Genomic DNA, 21437 nt, shown 5'->3' with positions numbered 1-21437 from the left:
TGCCCAGGTTGCAAATGAAATGGTTGATGGATTTTATACGCAATTGAATAACTCTAGCCATTTACGCGTGATTATCGTCGAGGATGATCTTGATCTCCGTGAAGAAACGGAATTGGGATTGCGCTCCCTTGGTATTGAGGCTACGGGGGTGGCGGATGCCTCCGCGCTTTATCGCGAGCTAGTCAACAAGAAATATGACATTGTCATCCTCGATATCAGCTTGCCTGGCGAAGATGGTTTTTCAATCCTCAGGCATTTACGCAGTTCTGGAAACATGGGCATTGTCATGTTGACTGCGCGTGGCAGCCTCGATGACCGCGTGCAGGGATTGAATGATGGTGCCGATGCCTACATGGTCAAGCCGGTTGATCTCAAGGAGCTGGTCTCTGTTCTACATTCCTTGGCCCGCCGCCTTGAATCAAGAGGCGCGGAGCGGCAAGCGCAACAGCCTCACCCTTCATCTCCTGAAAGTTCAAGCTGGAAGCTCTCTAAAGTCCACTGGACGCTGATGTCGCCAGAGGGTATTTCGATCCCATTAACGCCTAAAGAATATGCTTTCCTCAGTCGGCTGGTAGAGAAGTGCGGCCAGCCGGTACCCAAAGCGCATATTATTCACGCCTTTGGTGGCGATATTGACGACTTCGATTTCCACCGTGTTGAAGTCATGATCTCCCGCTTGCGTCGCAAAGGCAAAGCCATTACCGGTGAGCTATTGCCGATCAAGGCCTTGCCTGGATTTGGTTTTTCTTTCACGGCTGATTGTGTTTTTGCGTAACGCCTTACTCAAGTCTCTGTCGCATTAGTTCCTTCCTCTCCTTTCCCAATAGTCCATCCGTACTAGCCACTCACATTTTGTGTGATGCACTCAGCAGCACGTGCTGCTGTGCAAATCTCCCTTAATTCCAATCATGACGCGGCCTATGGGCCTGCAGCCAGCATCCGTACCAGTCCGGAGATGTATTGGGGCAGTGAGCCAATGTGAGTCTTGGTGAATTACTGTCAGTGATCCATGTTTCAAATAGGGATAAATTCTTCCAGCCTTTAAAGGCAGCCATTACGGCACAAAGGCAATGCATTCAGATAGAGCGAGTGTTTGGGAGAATGTTGTGCAGATCAATAAGAATTTTGGGAATGCTAATGCAGCGGCGGTGCCATTCTGGCGCCGGGTGCTATCCAGGCTGAGTATTGAGCGCGAGGCTGTAGAGGTATCGCCACGGCAAACAAGGCAGGACGGAAGGGGGTGGCACTTGTTACGTGCGTTGCTACTCTCGCTATCCATGGTGGCTGCGGCTCCAGCCTTGGCTGACGTTGATGTGCTAATCGCCAATCTCAGCGACTCCCCTGACCCTGCGCCCAGGGGCGGTGACATTACCTATACCATCGTGGTCGCCAATAACGCCAGCAATCCAAGCAACGATCCCGCCAGTGACGTCACAGTGACGGTTCCATTGCCAGCGACGACACTATATCAAGAAGCAACGATGACCAATGGTACTTGCCCAGCCAGTGTGCCGGCGGGAGGCAATATTGTCTGTACGTTGAATAGTCCGCTAGTGGGCGGCACGACTACCACTGTCATCCTGAAGCTGCGGACCACAGCAGTGACAGGTGATTCGATCAATATTTCCGCTTCTGTCGCAACCTCCACTGCAGAATCCAATGGCAGCAATAACACCGAATCACAGAATACAACCATCAATAATGGCGCAGATCTGCAAATCAACGCAGTTGGATCGCCAGGTACAGTGGTAGGGGGCGGCAATGTTACCTGGACGATTGACGGGATAAACAACGGCCCGAATGCTGCAATCAATCCTGCAGTCACCATCACGTTGCCCGATTCATTGACGTTTGTTGCAGCAGGCAGCGGGGGCGGGGGCTTCAATTGCTCTGCCTCTGGACAGAACGTGACTTGTACCAGCACTTCCCCGTTGGCAGATGGCGCCACATTTTCCGGCCTCAATATTGTCACCAGGGCGAATGTCGACAGCGGAACGGTGACTGTGACGCCACGGATCACATCTTCCGTGGCCGATCCGTTTCCTTTAAACAACGATACCACGGTCAGCGTGCTTGCCAGTGCAGGGGCTGACCTGTCGATTACACAAAGTGAGCCGAGCCCATCTCCTGCGCATCCGGGTGATGCTGTCACATTTACGCTTCATCCAGCCAACCTTGGACCCAGTAACGCACCTGCTGGGGTAACCGCCACCTACACATTGCCTGCAGGTTTCACCTATACCGGTGCAACACCCGAGCAGGCTGGGTGGGCATGCCCGCTACCACCTGCCGGGCCGGTTATTACCTGTACATATGCGGGAAGTTTCAATACAGCGCGCGTGGACACGATCAGGATTGTGGCAACTGCCCCGGCGGCAACCCAGCTGGATTCCTATACTGGCATTACGGCGACTATTGCGAACAACGACGCTGCCCTGCCTGACCCTGACCCGGCCAATAACACTTCGATAGTAGACCTGAACGTATTGCCCGAGGGGGCAGGCCTCTATGTAAGCAAGTCGCGCAGCCCTAACCCGGTTGCTGCCGGGCAGGAAGTGACCAATACGATCACGGTCGAGAACCAGGGATCGTCCGCAGCTCCGGCCAATACCATCATCGTCACCGATACGATCAATATTGCCGATGAAACCTTCGTGCGCTATGACGCCAGCAATGGTTGGTCCTGCACACCTGCAGGTACTGGAGGCGGAAATTCCCTGGATGCTAGCGTTGCAACTGTCTCGTGTAGTTACACCAATGTGCTAGCCGCAGGACAGACTGCTTCCCCTTTACGCATTATCACCAAGGTGAATGACAGCCATGTAGGCGGTGTTGCCAACAATACTGCCGAAGTGGATTGTGCCGGTGGTGCCACTTGCTGGTATCCGCGCAAGACGATAGGGGCGAATGTCACGATCACCCAGCTTGCCGACTCGGTCAACCTGGCCATGGCCAAGGCCGTGACCACAGCCAATGGCGATTCCACGCTTGATGCCAATGAATCGGTCATGACTTATACCTTGACCGTGACCAATAACGGCACTGTAGATGCAACAGGCATTGTGGTGCGCGACCCGATTCCCGGCCACCGGACGGATACGCCCAATGTGGCAGCGGCCACCATGGTTAGCACAGCATCAAGCGCTACCTTCAATTGCACTATGGATAATGCCGCGCTGGTCTGCACGCAGTCGGGTGGTTCGTTGCTGCCTGGCGAACAGGTGGTCTTTACTGTGCCCGTCGAGCGCAACCTGAACGGCGGTAGCGACCTGCGCAATACCGCCAGTGTGCGTTCCTCTACGCAGGGGGATCTTAGCCCGGGCAACAATAGTGCTTCGGTCGATGTTGCCATTGTGCCGCTGGCTGATGTGGAAATGGTATCCAAGATATCTACGCCGGCCACAGGCGAGGCCGGTACCAACTTCACTTATGTGCTGACCTTCAGGAACAACGGGCCATCTCCTGCGCAGAACGTATCGGTGACCGACAGTTTCACCATTGCTGCCAGCGATCCCGGCTTTACCGTAATAGCTGTTAATCCATCCGCCTGGTCGTCAGGCGCGCCGAACTGCAGTGGGTTGGACGCCGGGCAAAGTTATGGGGCTGGTTCCAATCCTGTCCTGACTTGCCAAGGCGGCAACCTGAACAGTGGTGAGCAACAGACCGTCCAGATCGTCGTGCGTCCGAACTGGAAGAGCGGACAGGCCAGCGGCGAAACCTGGACGATCAACAACACTGCCCATATCAACACCAGCACGGTGGAAAATATTGATGGTACCGATGGCGGCAACAACAGCAAGGCCGTTCAGCTCACGGTAGAGGTTGCATCCATCGACTTGCTGGTCAACAACATCGACAACGTAGATCCATTGGGTTACGACCCAAGCAACGATGGTGACAATCCGCAGAACGATGTGATCTACACCATCAACATGGTGAACAACGGACCGTCGCTTGCCACCGGCCTCCAGTTTACCTATGCGATTACGCCGCCCGCAGGCAAGACTGTACGCTTTCTGGGCGATAGCGCCAGCATGGGACCGCCGAGCAACAGCATATGTAACAACATCGGCAGCGAAGTGACCGGCCCTAATACCCTGACGGTGACATGTGCCTATAGCGGGCTGCAGGCCAATATCGCCAATGGCGAAACACGCAACCGCTATCTCTCCGTGCGTATGCTGGACGCGCCGCCGCCTACTGGCGATGTGTACAACAGCGTGGCCAGGGTTTCTGCCAATGAGAATGACAGAAACAGCAGTAATGACCAGGAGAGCGAAGCTACTTCTGTACGCAATGATATCCAGCAGAATAATTTTAGCCTTGCCGGGCGAGTGTACAGCGATATCAATGACAACGGGGTGATTGATCCGGGCGAGCTTGGTATCGGCGGAAGCACCATTACGCTTTCCGGCACGACGGAAGATGGCCAGAACGTTTGTGACGTTACGCCTTCCTGCGTGGTGCAGACCAACGCGGATGGCAGCTATATCTTTACCGGCTTGCCTCGTTCCAATGCTGCGGGTTATACCATTGTGCAGACCCAGCCTGCCGGTTATAACGATGGCAAGGATCAGGTCGGCAACCTGGGCGAGATCGGCAGCCCTGACCACGGCGGTGGCGGCGACGACGACCGCTTTACTGTTCTGCTGACAGCAAGCGCGACTGGCTATAACTTTGGGGAAAGTGCTCCGGTTTCAGGCACAGCTAACCTGAGCGGCCATGTCTGGATCGATGGCAACCATGACCGTGTGTTCGATAGCGCCAATGCAAGTGATCGCCCACAAGCTGGTTGGTTGGTAGAACTTCTGCGCAATGGCAACCTGATTGCAACCGTGACCACGGATGCCAATGGGGCCTACAGCTTCAGCAACTTGTCGCCCGGAACAGGTTACCAGGTACGCTTTCTGCATCCCAACGGTACGGTATATGGTCATGCACGTCCTAACGAACAAGGTCTGCCCTATGACAATGGCCAGGTAAGTCCGGCCAATCCGGCTGGTGCTAGCAATCTTGATGGCGGCTTGAGCGGTATCATCCTGGCTGCTGGTGACAATATCACGCAGCACAGTTTGCCTATCGACCCTGCCGGTGTGGTATATGACGCCGTGACACGTCAGCCGGTAGCCGGGGCCGTGGTGACTATCCGGGGACCTGCGGGCTTCACCCCGGCTTCCGATCTGGTGACCGGGAATGCTTCGCAGACCACCGGCCCTGATGGCATATATCAATTCCTGCTCAATCCGAGTGCGCCTGCCGGTGTGTATACCCTGGAAGTGACCAGCTATCCGGCTAATTACATACCGCAGCCATCCGGCATGATCCCGGTATGTAATGCGACGCTGCAGGTGGCAAGTGTGCTGTTGGGTGGGGCTGACCCGGCGATGATGCAGCAGAACGATGGTGCGCCTGCTGTCGGCATTGGTCCGCATGATCCGGCAGCTTGTGCCACAAGCAGCGCCGACGGATCTTTTGCCAATAGTTCTGGCGCACTGGCTGCCGCAGCAACGCGCTATTACTTCAATTTCACGATTGGTCCTGATTCTGCGGACTTGATCAACAACCATATCCCGCTGGATCCAATCATGGGCGGCATTGTCCGCATCGTCAAAACAACACCACTCGTGAATGTGGTGCGTGGCGACCTGGTGCCTTACACCATTACCGCAACCAGTGCGGTGGCGATCAGCAATATTGTGATTACCGACCGCCTGCCGCCGGGTTTCAAATACCGCAGCGGTTCAGCATCGGTGAATGGCGTGCGTATCGAGCCTGATGTGAGCGGGCGTGATATGACCTGGATTAACCAGAGTTTTGCCGCCGGTGAAACCAAGACCTTCAAGTTGATCCTGGTTGTCGGTACCGGTGTAGGCGAGGGCGAGTATGTCAACCAGGCCTGGGCACAGAATGCACTGGTCAACACCCTGGTATCTAACATCGGCTCCGCCACGGTCAAGGTGACGCCAGACCCGACCTTCGATTGTTCCGACATCATCGGCAAGGTTTTCGACGACAAGAACGCCAACGGCTACCAGGACCAGGGTGAGCCCGGCATCGCGAATGTGCGCGTGGTCACTGCGCGCGGCCTGCTGGTTACCACTGATGCCGAGGGTCGTTTCCACGTTACTTGTGCCGACATTCCCAACATGGACCGCGGCGCCAACTTCGTCATGAAGCTGGATGAGCGGACCCTGCCTTCTGGTTACCGCGTTACTACCGAAAACCCGCGTGATGTGCGCGTGACCCGAGGCAAGATGGTCAAGCTCAACTTTGGCGCTACCGTGCACCGCGTGGTGCGGCTTGATCTCAATGACGAAGCCTTCGTTCCCAATGGCACCGACCTTCAGCCGCAATGGCATCAGGCATTCGCCGACATGGTCAAGCAGCTTGATGGCCGGCCTTCTGTGTTGCGCATTGCCTATGACCCGGGCGGCGGGGGAGAAAAACTCGCCAAGAAACGCCTGGACAGCGTTGCCAAGGCTGCCCGCAAGCTCTGGCATGACGCGCATAAGAATAATAAGGATGAAGCAGCCTTCCCGCTGATCATCGAGACAGCAGTGGAGGTGCAACCATGATGAAGAAGCGAGCAATTGCTATCGCCATCAGTGTGATGATGAGCGGGGCCAATGCGGAATCATTGCTGATAAGCGACAGGGGCTATGCGGCATCGATGTTGCCGACACGCGATATGCCGGTTCCTGATTTCGAACAGGAAACAGGCAAGCGTATTGACAACAGCCGCGTGGATTTCCATGGCATGCCTTCTCCGGCTGAACGGCAAGGGCCGACCAGTTATCCGCTGCCTTCCGGCATCAGCAGCAGCGCACTGGAACGCATGCGTGCAGCGGCGGCTAATGTGCCGCAGGCCGAGCCGCAGGTGTTTACGCGCCTGGTAGAAAACAGCGGCGCTGCGCGTTTCGAGTCTGGCAAGGCTGACCTCACGGCCAGTTCGATTGCTGAGTTGGAACAACTGGCGGCGCAACTGCAAGGCAAACAGGGAATACGCATTGATATTGCCGGGCATACCGATAACCAACGCCTGTCGCCCAATGCGAAAAAGATTTTCCGCGATAACCAGGGCTTGTCCGAAGCGCGTTCATTGTCCGTGGCGGCATTCCTCAAGCAGCAGTTGGGTCTGGATGACAGCCAGTTCAGCATCAGCGGCTATGGCGAGAGCCAGCCGGTGGCCAGCAACGACAATCCGGCAGGCATGGCGCAGAACCGCCGCGTGATTATCCGGGTATGGTTTGATGAGAAAGAAATCATTCCGGCAGAACCGGTGGCAGTTGCGCCGCCGGTGCGCAGCGCCTGTGAGGCCACCAGCGTGGCAAGGGCCGGTGCGCCATTCCGCATCAGTATCGATGGCGAGCCTGTGAGCCTGGATGACGGGCCATTGGAGGCAGATCGTCAGCGTTGCACCGATGTGGCACTGGAAAAAGCCGATATCCAGGTACGTTACGACAATCTTTCTACCCTGCCGCAGATGAATGTCTGGAACACCACCCGTGGCGTGGCACGCGGCGAAGAGGCTGAGTTCCGTGCCTGGGCCAATTACCTGCCGTGGATCAAGAAGGCGGAAATCCGCCTGTTCACCCCAGGCCAGCAGCCACAGGAAACCCCGCTCGCGGTGTTGCCGGTGGACTGGAACGGCGTGACAAAATGGCAGGCCAAGGTGGAGGACGTGGAGCAGGTGATGTTCCTGCTGCGCGTGTATGACGAGCAGGGACGTTATGATGAAACCGTGATGAAGCCGCTGGAAATACTTTCCAGCACGACACCACGCATCACCAGCGACCTGCAAGCCGGCAAGGAAGAGCTGATTGGCTATGGCGAGAACAGCCTCAGCCTGCGCAATATCCCGGTCAAGGGTGGCACGGTGACAGTCAATGGACGCTTTATCCAGCCCGGACAAAAGATAGAAACGCTGGGCCTGACCGTGCCGGTAGATGCTAATGGCCGTTTTGCCATCAAGCAGATCATGCCGCCTGGCCCGAACAGCGTGGAGGTCAAGCTGGTCGAGCCGGACGGCGAGTTCACCAGCTTCCGCCGCAACCTCAATATTGCCGATGACGACTGGTTCTATATCGCGATCGGTGACATCACCGCGGGCAAGAACAATGTGCGCGGCCCGGCCCAACTGGTGACAGGCGACGACCAGCACTATGACGGTTCCAGCCATGTCGATGGACGGGGGGCATTCTACGTCAAGGGCAAAGTCAAAGGGGAGTGGTTGCTCACTGCTGCTGCCGATACCAGGGAACAACCGCTTAAGCATTTGTTCTCCAACTTCTCGTCGAAGGATCCGCGTTACCTGTTGCGCAACATCAACCCTGATCTGTATTACCCGGTTTACGGTGACGACAGTACTACCGTCGACGATGCGCCGACCCAGGGCAAGTTTTACGTCAAACTGGCACGTGGTGAATCACATGTGATGTGGGGTAACTTCAAGACCTCCTGGAGCGGAACGGAATTGCTGCAATATTCGCGCGGCCTCTATGGTGCTAATGCCAAATATCGTTCCGAGAACACCACCAAATACGGCGAAAAAGCCACTACGGTAGATGCATTTGCTGCTGATCCGGGCACACTGGGATCGCGCGATGAATTTCGCGGCACTGGCGGTTCGCTATACTACCTGCGGCACCAGGCGCTCACTATGGGTTCCGAGCGTGTCTGGGTGGAAGTGCGCGACCGTGATTCCGGCCTGGTCGTAGAGCGAAAACTGCTGGCACCGGCGCAGGACTATGAGATCAACTATCTGCAAGGCCGCATTACCCTGCGTGAGGCGCTGAACTCCACTGGCGCTGCGCCAAGCATGATCAGCACCGCCTCGATCAACGGTAACGAGATCTACCTGGTCACGACTTATGAATATGTACCGGGCCTCACCAAGGTGGATAACTTCTCCACCGGCGGCCGGGCTTCGCACTGGGTCAATGATTACCTGCAAATAGGTCTGACCGGTTACAAGCAGGGCGAGGGTATGCTCAAGCAAACCTTGCAGGGCCTGGACGCCACCGTGCGTTATACGCCGGGTACTTTCATCAAGCTGGAAGCTGCGCGCTCGGATGGTGCGGGTGATGGCGCCCAGACCTCGCTTGATGGCGGTTTTGCCTTTAACGGCATGACCACTACCGGTGAAGCAGCCAATGCCTACCGGGTTGAAGGTTCGGTGGATTTGGCGGATGTGAGCGAGGACGTGAAAGGCAAAGTGACTGCTTACATCCAGAACCGTGACCGTGGCTTCTCGGGCCCGGGGCAGATTGCCGTGACGGGTGAGGAAATCAAGCAGCATGGCTTCAAGGCTAATGTGCAGGTGACGGAAAACACCACTATTGATGCCAAGGGTGATGTACGCCGCGCCGACACGATTGATACCCAGGCCGTAGAAATTGGTGTGCGTCAGAAGCTCGACCCTGAGTGGCAGGCAGGCGTAGCCGTGCGCCAGGATGAGCGTGACGTGCATATTTCCAGCGCCAGCAGCCTGTTGTCGCAAACCGGCAACCGTACCGATGTGCAGGTGCGTATGGATTACACGCCGGTCGATCATGATGCGGAAGTGGAAGAAGGCCAGCCATTGCCCAAGAAAGACTGGAGTACTTATGGCTACCTGCAGGGCACTATGGCGCGGGATGGCGACCGTGAAGCCAATAACCGTGCCGGATTGGGCATGAGCTGGCGTGTCAATGACCGCCTCAAGCTGGTGGCTGAAGGCTCGCAAGGCAACCTTGGCCCAGGGGTCAAGCTGGGTGCGGATTACCGCCTGTCCGACCGCAGCAATGCCTACACCAACTACCTGGTGGAAAACGAGCGGCCCGACAATGCCTGGCGCGGCCGTCAGGGTACCTGGGTTACCGGGACATCCTACCGAGTGACTGATGAAATGCGTGTGTTCGGTGAAACGCGTACCGTGGATGGTTCCGGCGTGCAAAGCCTGATCAATGCCTTTGGCCTGGATTATGCCGCCAACGATTTCTGGAACTTTGGCGTCAAGGGCGAAGTGGGCAAGGTCTCTCATCCATTGTCTGGCGACCTCAAGCGCAAGGCGGTGAGCTTCGCTATCGCTTACAAGCGCGACAATACCAAGTACAGCGGCAATATCGAGTACCGTGACGAATCCAGCAATATCACAGGCGACCGCGATACCTGGCTGATCCGCAACACCTTCGGTCACCAGGCGACACCGGAATGGCGCCTGCTCGGCAAGCTTAACTGGTCGGTCTCCAATAACAGCCGCGGTGCGTTCTATGACGGGGATTACCACGAAATCGTGACTGGCGCGGCTTACCGGCCAATCGATAATGACCGCTGGAACACCTTGTTCAAGTACACCAACTTCTACAACCTGCCTTCCCCGGGCCAGTTGTCGCCTTCCGGCTTCACGGCGGATTACGCGCAGCGCAGCCAGGTGCTGTCGGTGGATACCATTTATGACGTCAAGCCATGGCTGTCGCTGGGTGCCAAGTATGCTTTCCGCATTGGCGAACTGAAAGACAGCAAGGTGGATGGCCAGTGGTTCTCCAGCCGGGCAGACCTGATGATCCTGCGTGCGGACTGGCACTTCGTGAAGGAATGGGATGCCGTGCTCGAACTGCGCAACCTGCGTGCAACCGAGGCCAAGGACTCGCGCGCCGGTGCACTGGTGGCGGTATATCGCCATCTGGCCGAAGGCGTCAAGGCGGGTGTCGGCTATAACTTCACCAACTATTCGGATGACCTGACCAACTTGTCTTACCGCAGCCGTGGCTTCTTCATCAACGTGATTGGCACGATGTAAAGGTTGGCGGGACGAAGTGCAATGAGGTTCGAGCTTGATTATCTGGATGAGTATCGTGTCAGCCGCGTGACGTTGTCAGGCGTCATGCGGTTGCGTGAATACCAGGCCATGGTACAAAGTGTGCTGGCCGAGATGGCCGATAGGGAAACGACCAGACTGGTTGTGGATTTGAGGAACGTTACTCTCAGCCTGAGTTTCGCTGAGACTTCGAGCCTGCCAGACACTAACCTGGCATTGGGCGTACCCATGCATTATCAGGTGGCCGTCATTTTTCTGGAGTATTCAGTCAAGGCAACCGGCGTACGGTTATACGAAATCATTGCCGGCAACCGCGGTTATGATCACAAGCTATTTACATGCTATCCATCTGCCTTCCAGTGGTTGCATAAGGAAGAGCAGAAAGGCGGAAGTTGCTCAGGCATGCTGGATCGCAATGTGGCGCTGCATGGTCTTGGCAGCAAGCTCCCGGTCATGGGTGACCAGGAGAATGGCACTGGCATTCTCCGCAACCGTTTCCAGCAATAAATTCATGGTGTCCTGCTGGCTGATAGGGTCAAGGCGCGAGGTGGGTTCGTCGGCAAAGATCAGCGCAGGCGAGAGCAACAATATGCGTGCTAATGCCAGCCGCTGAAGCTCTCCGCCCGATACCTGGCTGGGCAGGCGGCGCAACAATCCTTCATCAAGCTTGAGCCTTGCCAGCATGGGTGGCAAGGCCGATGGGTTGAGTTTGTGCAGGCGGATAAGGTCGTCAAATGCCTGCTTCAGCGTCAAGCGTGGCGCAAATGCGGAAACCGGGTCCTGGTAGAGTTTTTGCAGCTTAAGCTTATCCAGGCCGGGCGCAAGTGCGATGCTTCCCTGATCGGGTGCTACCAAACCCAGCAGCATGTTGCCCAGCGTGGTCTTGCCTGCCCCGCTAGGGCCGCTGATGGCAATGCGTTCGCCGGCATGAATTTCCAGGTTGATGCCGCTGAACAGTGTCTGCTTGCCGTAGCGTTTGCCCAGGCCTCGCGCTTCCAGGATTTGCTGGCCTGTGCCGGGAGCAGGCATGGCCTGTGTCCAGTTTTCCGGGTCGGCTGCGAGTAGGGCGCGGGTGTATTCATGCTGCGGGTTTTCCAATACCTGCTCCGCTGTACCTTGTTCCAGCACATTGCTATCGCGCATGACCATGACATTGCCGCCCAGCATGCGCGCCACGTGCATGTCGTGCGTGATGGTGAGCACGCTGCCGCCTTGCTTCAATACGGTTTGCAGTACGGTAAGCAGGTTGTCGCGCGCATCGGCGTCCAGGCCCTTGGTGGGTTCATCGACGATCACGACTTGTGCGCCGCCTGCGCGCGTGGCGGCAAACGCGACGCGTTGCGCCATGCCGCCGGACAGCATAAAGGGATATTTTTCGCTCGCGGCAGCAACACCCAGCTGGTTCAGGTCGGCGCTCGCCTGCATCTTGGCTTGCGCCATGCCCATGCGCGTGTTGCTGACATAGTGGTAAGACTCGGCGACCTGCTTGCCTGCGCGCATGCTGGGGTTGAGCGCGAGCCATGGTTCCTGCGGCAGCATGGCCAGGGTATGGCCCCACCAGGGGCGGCGGCCCGAGGCATCTTCCGCACGGGAAACCGCATTGCCCAGGCGGATTTCTCCGCTGGCCCTGAGGCCGGAGGCCAGTGAGCCCATGATGGCCTGCACCAGAAGCGACTTGCCCGAACCGCTGCCGCCGATGATGGACAGGGCGACACCGGGTTTCAGCGTGAAGCTGCATGGTTGTACCAGCCAGTTGCCTTTGCCGTCCTTAACGGCAAGGTCCTGGACTTTCAATTCTGGCGCGCTCATGGCATCTCCTTGCGCCCGCCCAGCAGCGCCAGTGCGAGCATGATCAGGCCCAGCGTGACGACCGGGCTGGCGATCAGCCAGGGCGCTTCTTCATAGTAGGGGAACAGTTCTATCATCATCACGCCAAGTTCCGGCGTGGGCGGACGCAGGCCGACGCCGACAAATCCCAGTGCGGCGAGCGCAAGAATCGCCGTGGAGATGCCGAACAGCATGAGCGTGCCGACCACAGGCGCGAGCTCCGGCAGCAAATGCCGCCGTAACAAGTAGAAGTTGCCAAAGCCCAGCATACGTGCGGATTCGACCGGCGCGCTGACCAGCGTAGCCTTGATCGTGGCGCGGCTGACGCGGAAATACTCCACCCACAACGCAAACGACAAGCCGATGTAAAGCGACCAGAACTCGCCCTGGGCAAATGCGGAAAACAGCAATACGACCAACAGTACCGGCAGCGTCATGACCGCATCAGCAATGCTGGTGAGCACGGCTTCGATCACGCCGCCGCGCCAGGCGGCAAGCAGGCCCAGGCTGATGCCGATGATGGCGGCGGAAATCACGGAAAGCAAGGCCAGGCTGAAAGAGAGCTGCAAGGCGTGTGTCAGCCGGGCCAGCATGTTGCGGCCGAGGTGGTCGGTGCCCAGTGGCTGTTCCAGGCTGGGGGCCAGCAGTACTCGCTCCAGGTCTTGTGAGACAGCATCTGGCGCCAGGGAAGGGGCAAGCAGCGCGGCCACCAGGATCAGGACAAGCAACACTGCGCCGCTACGCCGGGCCAGTGGGAGTTGTTGCCACCAGGCGCTCATGCGTCGGCTCTCCTGGAGGCAAGGTAGCGTTGGCGCGGGTCTGCCAGCATGCAGGCGATGTCCACCAGGGTATTGCACAGCACGAACAGCAGACCCATGACGATGGCGGTGCCCTGGATCATGGGGATGTCGCGGCCGAACACCGCGTGGGCGAGCGCATGGCCGATGCCGGGCCAGGCGAACAGGCTCTCGATGATGATCACGCCTTCCATGAGAAACACCAGTTGCACGCCGAGATAGGCGATCACCGGCACTGCGGCATTGCGGATACCGTGCCGCAGCAGCGCCAGCAGGTCGCTCAGGCCCTTGGTGCGCGCGAAGTTGAAATAGGCGGATCGGCGCACTTCCACCATGGCATCGCGGGCGACACGCGAGGATACGGCAGCCAGGCTCAATGCCAACGTGAGGGCAGGCAGGAACAGCCCGCCATGTTCATGGCTGGCATTGGCAGCATTGGTGATGCCGAGCTTGCTTGATAGCAGCAGGATCAGTAGGATGCCGAGCAGGAATGGCGGAAACGCGCGCAGGATGATGGACAGCGTGAGCGACACCCGGTCCAGCCAGCCATGCGGGTTGAGTCCTGCAATCAGGCCGATAGGCAATGCAATCACCACTGAGAGCACAAGCGCACTGAGGGCGAGCTGCAGGGTATGGCCGAATTGCTCGCGGATTTCCTCAATCACCGGCGCGCTGCTGAGATAGGAATCGCCCAGGTCGAATTGCAGCAGTTGCTGCCACCAGAGGATGAGGCCCTGCAATAATGGACGATCCAGTCCCAGTTCGACCCGTACAGCCTCGGCTGCGGCGGCGGTGACCATGTCATAACCGTATCGGCCCGCTGCAATGCGGAAGGCCAGGTCGCCCGACAGGCTGTGCATGAGGAAGAACGACACGGTGCTGACTAACAGCGCGACGAGAACGGCTTGCAGGCAGCGGCGGAGTAATAAATGGCTGAGGACTTTAATCATGGCTTATTTGGATGACCAGTACATATCGCTGATGTAATAGGATTGCTCCAGGGGGTCGACCTTGACCCCTTTCAATTGCGGATGCACTGCGACAGGCAGGCGGTACCAGCTGATGGGGATGACCGGGAGTTCCTGCTGCAATGTCAGTATAATGTCGTGGCGATAGCGTGCCTGGGCATCCGGGTCGGTATCGCTGGCGATTTTCTCGAGCAGCGCGGGGACCTGGCTGTTCTGCCATTGCATGGCGCCCCAGTCGCCGCCGCCAGTCTTGAAATCCTGGTTGAGCGCGACAAATGGGTCCGGCACCAAGGCAAAATTGCGCGGGACCAGTCCCATTTCCAGCGTGCCGGTGCGATGCCCGAGCGGGATTTCGCTGGAATTCGTGATAATCACCTTGATCTCGATGCCCAGTTTGCGGAACTGTTCCTGCAAGGCGGTGGCGATGATAGGCAGTTCGGGCCGGTCAGGAAATGCATTGAGTTTCAGCGCGAAACGTTCGCCATTTCTTTGCAGGATGCCGTCTGGCCCAGGCTGCCATCCTTGCGCGGACAGGAGGGCTTTGGCGCGTTCCAGGTCGGTATGCAGTTTAGGGAATCCAGCGCCGGTCTGGTGCCATTGCGCGATGCCTGGCGGCAAGAGCTGGTCAGCCGCCAGTTCGGGGGTGCGCAAGATACCCTTGGCAATGCCTGCGCGGTTGATGGCAAGGCTAAGCGCTTGACGCGTTTCTGCGTTGTTGAGAAAGCGGTGGCCGCTGTTGAGCTTGAGCGTAATCGTGCGTGCCAGGTCGGCTTCCTTGACCACGACTTTCGGGTTGTTGCGCAGGCGCTGCATGCTGGCCGGGTCAAAGCCGAACACCAGGTCGGCCTGGTGCGATTCTGCAATCAAGGCGCGCGTTTCCGGGCGGCTGGCCGAGAGGTAATGGATTTGCTTGATGGCAGGCTGCTTGCCTTGCCAGTGAGGCGAGAGCGCAAGTTCAAGCTGCTGTGGCAAAGTTTGCCGGACAAGCTGGTAAGGGCCGCTGCCCAGCATCTTGCGCACATGGCCCTTATCGTTATAAGCGGCAGGGGCAAGGATAATCGCGCTGCTATGCGCAAGCAGCATGGGCAGCATGGCGTAAGGTTTGGAAAGCGTGATGCTGACTTCGCCAGGTGCTGCGGCAATAATGCCGGTCACTGGCGCCATCGAGAGCACGCCAGGCTGGCTGAGCGCGCGTTGCAGGTTCATGACCACGCTTGCTGCCGTGACCGGGCTGCCATCGTGGAAACGCGCCTGTGGCCGCAGGAAAAAACGCCAGTCCAGCCCGTCAGCCGATACTTGCCAGCGTTCAGCAAGCCCGGGCGACGGTTTGCCTTCAAGGTCGGTGCTGATAAGCGCTTCCGCGACTTGCATGCGCAGGAACAGATAGCCCGCGCGTGATGGTTCGAGCGTGCTGACTTCCCATGGGCCGACAATGCTCAGGCTGGTTTTGGTTGAGTCAGTGGCTGCCATCAAAGGCATTGCTATCAGAAGGGCCAAGCTCAGCATGGCAACTGCAATAGACAACGGTTGCCTGTGTATTGGACATAAAAACATATTGCTGCTTTTTATTTAAAACTTGGTTTGTAGCATTCTAGAACTTGGCTTGCAGTCCAAGGGTCATCATGCGAGGCGTACCTGGCATAGCCCATGTGTTGGTATAGGAGCTGGTGTAATATTCGCGGTCAAACAGGTTCGTGACGTCAAACGAGAGTCGCAGTTTTTCATCAATCTGCCAATACGTCATTAGGCGAACCGTGACGTAAGATGGGAGATCAAACAGGGCTTCGGGCCCATCTGTGCGTTTTCCAACATAGCTGAACCCGCCGCCAAGGCCGAGCTTACCACCATTGGTAAGTGGCTGCTCATGCATGAGCAAGGTATTGGCGGAATGCTTGGGAATATTCATCAGGCGTGAACCGGCCTCAACGATAGAGGATGCCGCCTGTAAATCCTTACCCAGGTACGCATCGACATAAGCATAACTTGCAATCAGCCGCAGGCACTCGGTAAGCTGCCCGCTTAAGTCCAACTCAAGGCCGCGGCTGCGTACTTCACCCGCCGCAATACTGAATCCGGGGTCAGCAGGGTCAGCTGTCAGCACGTTATGTTTGGTAATATCAAACAACGCGATATTGCCGCCCAGGCGTTGATTTAACGATTGATACTTCAGGCCTAATTCAAATGCGCGGCTACGTTCTGGGTTAAAGCCCTTGCCTGTGGCATCAAGGCCATATTGACTGCCGCCAGCAGCACCTGAATTGGGGCGGAATGAGCGGCTAAACGACCCATAAAGCGAGACTTGAGGGCTGGCGACATAAGTAATTCCAGCGCGCGGGGAGACAACAAAATGATCCTGTTTGGCCTCGGTTCCTGGGCTGTTGTGCCTCGTATGCAGTTCTTGCCGGTACGACTCGAAACGCAAGCCACCCATTAGCTTCCATTTTTCTGTCAGGCTGAGCTGGTCTTGTACAAACAGCGCAATATCGGTCTGTTTTTCCTTGAAGTCCGAAAGCGTGGTGAGATGAGGCAACGCTTGCTGCCCATATACCGGCGCATAGAGATTGATGGGGGCTACCGCGGCACTGGTCAGCTGGATTTGGTGATTATTGAAGCGATATGCCTCGATGCCGACCAGGAAATCGTGATTGATACTGCCCGTCTCAAACTTGCCGTTGAGCTCTGCCTGCAATGACAAGTCATCAGAGTCAAAGTCACGCCCACGCTGCCGACGGCTGACGGTGCCGCCAGGAGTAACCCTGTTAATGCCAGTCAGCTGCTCGACTGTATTGCCTTCTGTCTTGTTGTCCTTATATGCAATGCCAATACGGCCACGCCAACGTTCGGAAAACTCATGCTCAAGTGATAGCTGGTGAGTGTAGGCTTCCATGGTGACATCGCCAGCATTGGGTTCACCCAGAAAACGGCTGAGTTTGATGTGGGGCAACCGGTTGCCATTGCTGTCGCGCAAGGCAATGCCGCGATCAATCGGGGTGCGGTGCTTGAGGTATTCTAGCTCGTAGTTGAGCGTGGTCGATGGCCCTAGCAGCCAAGTGAAGGATGGGGCAATCAGCAGGCGTTCACTATCCACATAATCGCGGAAACTCCCCTTGTCCTCAGCCGCTACAATCATGCGGTAAGCAAGATTCTCGGAAAGTGCGCCGGTGGAGTCTATGGACGTGAGATAAGTGTCGTAACTGCCTGCATAAACCTCTGCTACATTGCTGGATTTGAATTGCGGTTTTTTTGTGACGACATTGAGTGTGCCACCAGGTTCGCTGTTGCCATAAAGCGCGGCGGCTGGCCCTTTGAGGAACTCGACACGCTCGGTATTGGCAGTGTCGCGAGGCGGATTGACGCCGCGGTTTCCGGAAAAGCCGTTGCGCAGCATGGCTGGGCCTGTGTTGTCATGGCCGGCGAAGCCACGGATGGCAAAGTTATCCCATAGTCCACCATAGTTGTTCTGCCTGCTTACACCACTGACCAGGTCAAAAGTATCATCCAGCCTGGTTGCATGTATATCATCCAGCACCTGGCGCGAGATGATTTTCACTGACTGCGAAGTTTCCTGTAGCGGGGTGTCGGTGCGGGTAGCGCCGCCAGCATCCTTTTGGTAATAATCGCTGGCCTTGTTCCTGGTGGTGGTTGCCTTGACTGTGATTTCTTCCAGTTGGTCCGGGTTTTCAGTAGTCTCCGCGTGACTGGTGCAAGCGATAGCCAGTAGGGCAGGTAACAAGCGTCGAACATGGGTTTTATGCGTCATAGGGATGGCGATGGATGAGTTGTTGAAGTTGCCATCTGTGAAAAAGCAGGATTGGTGCCATTATAAGCAGGTGCAACATGGTTGCGCAACAATGTTGCGGAATTGCGACTTTGGGAATTTCGCTGTGATATCGGTTTTGTTGGGAATGTTGTAAGGAACTGGTTTTTACTGAAAATTCAATCGATTGGATCTGTATGCTTTAAAAGCGATGTGGCTGGCCCCATACAGAGCCTGTTTAAGATCTTTTTTTGGTACGTGACTCGCCCTGGTAGTCGAAGCAAGGCGTAAGCAATGAGTAAACCTGCGGCCTGCGCCTTGACCGGATGGGTTTTGAAACCATGCGTGCCCTATGAAAAGGTCATGAACAGGCTATAAGCCAACTCGCATTCGGGTATAATTTCATTTTTACGGGGATTGTTGCGATGCCTATATACGATTACCAATGTACTAGTTGTGACCACAAGGCGGAACTGATGCGCAAGGTCAGCGAAGCGGGCACTACCGTGTGTCCGCAATGCGCCAGTGCAACCTTTGAAAAGCAGGTGTCTGCGCCCAGCTTCCAGTTGAGCGGTACCGGCTGGTACGCTACTGACTTCAAGGGCAGCAGCCCGGCCAAGAAAACTGAAGAAGCTGCGCCTGCTGCCTGTGGCGCCGACTGTGCTTGCCACTAGCGCAACCCGGTTTGCAATTTCACATTAGGGTTGCCATGAAAAGTTACTTTATAACCGGCCTGCTGGTGTTGGTGCCGCTGTGTATCACGATCTGGGTACTCAGCACTCTGATTGGGTTGATGGACCAGAGCCTGCTGCTGCTGCCGGAATCCTGGCGTCCCGAGGCGCAGTTTGGCCGGGCCATACCCGGCATAGGCGCCATCCTGACATTGCTGATCGTATTGGGCACTGGCGTGATTGCCACCAATTTCTTTGGCCGGCGCATCATCCAGTTCTGGGAAGCCTTGCTTGCCCGCGTGCCTGTGGTCAAGTCGATTTATTACAGCGTCAAGCAGGTTTCCGACACCCTGTTTTCCGATTCCGGCCAGGCTTTTCGCAAGGCATTGCTGGTGCAGTATCCGCGCCAGGGCAGCTGGACGATCGGTTTTATGACCGGCCAGCCTGGCGGCGATGTGGCGAATTACCTCGAAGGGGAGTATGTGAGTGTTTACGTGCCGACTACGCCCAACCCGACTTCCGGCTTCTTCCTCATGATGCCCAGGGCGGATGTGGTGGAGCTCGACATGAGCGTGGACGAAGCGCTGAAATATATTATCTCCATGGGCGTGGTTGCGCCCAGCAGCAAACCGAATAAACCGAAACCCTGATTTTTAACCTGATTTCAATATAAGAAAACTGTTATGCGTACTCATTACTGCGGTCACCTGAACCGTGAACACATTGGCCAGACCGTCACCCTCTGTGGCTGGGCACACCGCCGCCGCGACCATGGCGGCGTGATTTTCATCGATTTGCGCGACCGCGAAGGCATGGCGCAAATTGTTATTGATCCGGATACGCCGGAGGCTTTCAAGCTGGCCGAGAGCGTGCGTAACGAATTCGTGCTCAAGGTGGTGTGCAAGGTGCGCGCGCGTCCTGAGGGGACCGTCAACCTCAATATCCCGACCGGCGAAGTGGAAATGCTGGCGAGCGAGATCGAGATTCTCAACGCATCGCTCACGCCGCCGTTCATGCTGGACGACGACAACCTGTCCGAGATGGTAAGGCTTGAACATAGATATATCGACCTGCGCCGCCCTGCGATGCAGAAGAACCTCATGTTGCGCTACCGTGTCGCCAAGGTATTGCGTGACCAACTCGACAGCCAAGGCTTCATCGAGGTCGAGACGCCAATGCTGACTCGTTCCACGCCGGAAGGCGCCCGCGACTACCTCGTGCCTTCGCGCGTGCACCATGGCCAGTTCTTTGCCTTGCCGCAATCGCCGCAGCTGTTCAAGCAATTGCTCATGGTGTCTGGCTTCGACCGCTACTTCCAGGTCACCAAGTGTTTCCGCGACGAAGACCTGCGCGCAGATCGCCAGCCCGAATTCACCCAGGTGGATATCGAGACCTCCTTCCTCAGTGAAGAGCAGATCATGAATATCGTCGAGGAAATGATCCGCAAGATGTTCAAGCAGGTACAGGATATCGACCTGCCAAACCCGTTCCCGCGCATGCCATTCTCCGAGGCGATGAACCGCTACGGCTCCGACAAGCCCGATATGCGCGTGACGCTGGAAATCACTGAGCTGACCGATGTCATGAAGGATGTCGACTTCAAGGTGTTTGCCGGTGCAGCAAACTCCACCGGCGGCCGTGTTGCGGCATTGCGCGTGCCTAACGGCGCATCGATTTCCCGTAGTGAAATCGATGCCTATACCGAGTTCGCTAAAATATACGGCGCCAAGGGCCTGGCTTATATCAAGATCAACGACATCACCAAGCTCAACGAAGAAGGCCTGCAAAGCCCTATCGTCAAGAACATTCACGAGGCCGCACTGAACGCGGTTATTGAGCGCACTGGCGCGCAAAACGGCGACATCGTGTTCTTCGGTGCCGACAAGGCCAAGGTAGTGAACGAGGCGCTGGGCGCATTACGTGCCAAGGTCGGCCATGAGAAGGGCCATGTTGATGGCCGGGCCTGGGCGCCATTGTGGGTGGTCGATTTCCCCATGTTCGAGCATGACGAGGAAAATGACCGCTGGGTCGCCTTGCACCACCCGTTCACCAGCCCTAAGGATGGTCACGAAGACCTGCTCGGCGCCAACCCAGGCGCGGCATTATCCAAAGCCTACGACATGGTGTTGAACGGCTGGGAAGTCGGCGGCGGTTCCGTGCGTATCCACAAGCAGGAGGTGCAGTCCAAGGTATTCGACGCGCTCAAGATCAGCAAGGAAGAAGCGCAGGAGAAATTCGGCTTCCTGCTTGACGCATTGCAATACGGCGCGCCACCGCACGGCGGCCTGGCTTTCGGTCTCGACCGCCTGGTGACCCTGATGGCGGGTGCAGAATCGATCCGCGACGTAATTGCCTTCCCGAAAACACAACGCGCGCAGTGTCTGATGACTAAGGCGCCTAATGATGTGGACGAGAAGCAGTTGCGCGAACTGCATATTCGCGTCAGGCAGCAAAATATCACGGCTGGCTGAACGAACGATGCCAACGGTTTTGGCGATATGCGTGAGCATTTTGAATGACTTGGTAATGGTGAAGGGGTTTACTGGCCGAAGACATTAGTATTGCCGGTTTGCTGGTTGGCCGTCCTTCCACAGAGTTTTTTAGGGTGAGTTACCCATG

At 56.9% G+C, this 21437-nt stretch carries 12 protein-coding genes; 7 read left to right on the top strand and 5 right to left on the bottom strand.

Translation table 11 applies throughout. The features are described 5' to 3' along the window. Window positions 1–43: 43 nt before the first annotated feature. The 4 genes from LG198_RS07655 (at window position 44) to LG198_RS07640 (ending at window position 11305) form a co-directional block, all read left to right on the top strand. Window positions 44–775, top strand: coding sequence for a response regulator transcription factor (locus LG198_RS07655; protein WP_230342582.1), 732 nt, complete (start codon window positions 44–46; stop codon window positions 773–775). A 331-nt stretch (window positions 776–1106) separates the two neighbouring features. Then, entirely contained in the window at window positions 1107–6575 is a 5469-nt protein-coding gene (locus LG198_RS07650) for an SdrD B-like domain-containing protein (RefSeq protein WP_230342581.1), read from the top strand. Beyond that, entirely contained in the window at window positions 6572–10780 is a 4209-nt protein-coding gene (locus LG198_RS07645) for an OmpA family protein (protein WP_230342580.1), read from the top strand. The genes LG198_RS07650 and LG198_RS07645 overlap by 4 nt, the downstream gene beginning before the upstream one ends. Window positions 10781–10801: 21 nt before the next feature. Continuing rightward, window positions 10802–11305, top strand: a complete 504-nt coding sequence (locus tag LG198_RS07640; RefSeq protein ID WP_230342579.1) for a hypothetical protein — start codon at window positions 10802–10804, stop codon at window positions 11303–11305. On the opposite strand, the gene LG198_RS07635 is transcribed toward LG198_RS07640, so the two are convergent. From LG198_RS07635 to LG198_RS07615, 5 genes are all read right to left on the bottom strand, one after another. Next, complete coding sequence (locus tag LG198_RS07635) at window positions 11195–12607, bottom strand: ABC transporter ATP-binding protein (protein WP_230342578.1); 1413 nt, start codon at window positions 12605–12607, stop codon at window positions 11195–11197. The two genes, LG198_RS07640 and LG198_RS07635, sit on opposite strands and share 111 nt — an antisense overlap. Continuing rightward, window positions 12604–13404, bottom strand: coding sequence for an ABC transporter permease (locus LG198_RS07630; RefSeq protein ID WP_230342577.1), 801 nt, complete (start codon window positions 13402–13404; stop codon window positions 12604–12606). Before LG198_RS07630 ends, LG198_RS07635 begins: the two co-directional genes overlap by 4 nt. Then, a complete protein-coding gene (locus tag LG198_RS07625) occupies window positions 13401–14372 on the bottom strand; it encodes an ABC transporter permease (protein ID WP_230342576.1) in 972 nt (323 codons plus the stop codon). Before LG198_RS07625 ends, LG198_RS07630 begins: the two co-directional genes overlap by 4 nt. A gap of 3 nt (window positions 14373–14375) precedes the next feature. Further along, a complete protein-coding gene (locus tag LG198_RS07620) occupies window positions 14376–15860 on the bottom strand; it encodes an ABC transporter substrate-binding protein (protein WP_230342575.1) in 1485 nt (494 codons plus the stop codon). Window positions 15861–15981: 121 nt separating this feature from the next. Continuing rightward, the gene (locus tag LG198_RS07615; protein WP_230342574.1) at window positions 15982–18150 is read right to left on the bottom strand and encodes a TonB-dependent siderophore receptor; all 2169 of its coding nucleotides are present in this window, start codon (window positions 18148–18150) and stop codon (window positions 15982–15984) included. Between the two features lie 422 nt (window positions 18151–18572). Between LG198_RS07615 and LG198_RS07610 the strand changes: the two genes are divergently transcribed. From LG198_RS07610 to aspS, 3 genes are read left to right on the top strand one after another with little or no spacing between them, the layout of a single operon-like run. After that, a complete protein-coding gene (locus LG198_RS07610) occupies window positions 18573–18821 on the top strand; it encodes an FmdB family zinc ribbon protein (protein WP_230342573.1) in 249 nt (82 codons plus the stop codon). Between the two features lie 35 nt (window positions 18822–18856). Beyond that, a complete protein-coding gene (locus LG198_RS07605) occupies window positions 18857–19468 on the top strand; it encodes a DUF502 domain-containing protein (RefSeq protein ID WP_230342572.1) in 612 nt (203 codons plus the stop codon). Window positions 19469–19501: 33 nt separating this feature from the next. Continuing rightward, window positions 19502–21289, top strand: coding sequence for an aspartate--tRNA ligase (gene aspS, locus LG198_RS07600; RefSeq protein ID WP_230342571.1), 1788 nt, complete (start codon window positions 19502–19504; stop codon window positions 21287–21289). The last annotated feature ends 148 nt before the right edge of the window (window positions 21290–21437 follow it).

Origin of the sequence: Methylobacillus arboreus, from assembly GCF_020532725.1 — a bacterium.
In the GTDB taxonomy this organism is placed as follows: Bacteria; Pseudomonadota; Gammaproteobacteria; order Burkholderiales; family Methylophilaceae; genus Methylobacillus; species Methylobacillus arboreus.
The sequence above is the reverse complement of the archived record's forward strand: the minus strand, read 5'-3'. Positions and strand labels throughout refer to the sequence as shown.

Excerpts from the sequence above, each read along its gene's own strand:
- LG198_RS07625 (WP_230342576.1), bottom strand. The coding sequence starts at position 14,372 with ATGATTAAAGTCCTCAGCCATTTATTACTCCGCCGCTGCCTGCAAGCC.
- LG198_RS07640 (WP_230342579.1), top strand. The coding sequence starts at position 10,802 with ATGAGGTTCGAGCTTGATTATCTGGATGAGTATCGTGTCAGCCGCGTG.
- LG198_RS07620 (WP_230342575.1), bottom strand. The coding sequence starts at position 15,860 with ATGGCAGCCACTGACTCAACCAAAACCAGCCTGAGCATTGTCGGCCCA.
- LG198_RS07645 (WP_230342580.1), top strand. The coding sequence starts at position 6,572 with ATGATGAAGAAGCGAGCAATTGCTATCGCCATCAGTGTGATGATGAGC.
- LG198_RS07615 (WP_230342574.1), bottom strand. The coding sequence starts at position 18,150 with ATGACGCATAAAACCCATGTTCGACGCTTGTTACCTGCCCTACTGGCT.
- LG198_RS07630 (WP_230342577.1), bottom strand. The coding sequence starts at position 13,404 with ATGAGCGCCTGGTGGCAACAACTCCCACTGGCCCGGCGTAGCGGCGCA.
- aspS (WP_230342571.1), top strand. The coding sequence starts at position 19,502 with ATGCGTACTCATTACTGCGGTCACCTGAACCGTGAACACATTGGCCAG.
- LG198_RS07610 (WP_230342573.1), top strand. The coding sequence starts at position 18,573 with ATGCCTATATACGATTACCAATGTACTAGTTGTGACCACAAGGCGGAA.
- LG198_RS07635 (WP_230342578.1), bottom strand. The coding sequence starts at position 12,607 with ATGAGCGCGCCAGAATTGAAAGTCCAGGACCTTGCCGTTAAGGACGGC.
- LG198_RS07605 (WP_230342572.1), top strand. The coding sequence starts at position 18,857 with ATGAAAAGTTACTTTATAACCGGCCTGCTGGTGTTGGTGCCGCTGTGT.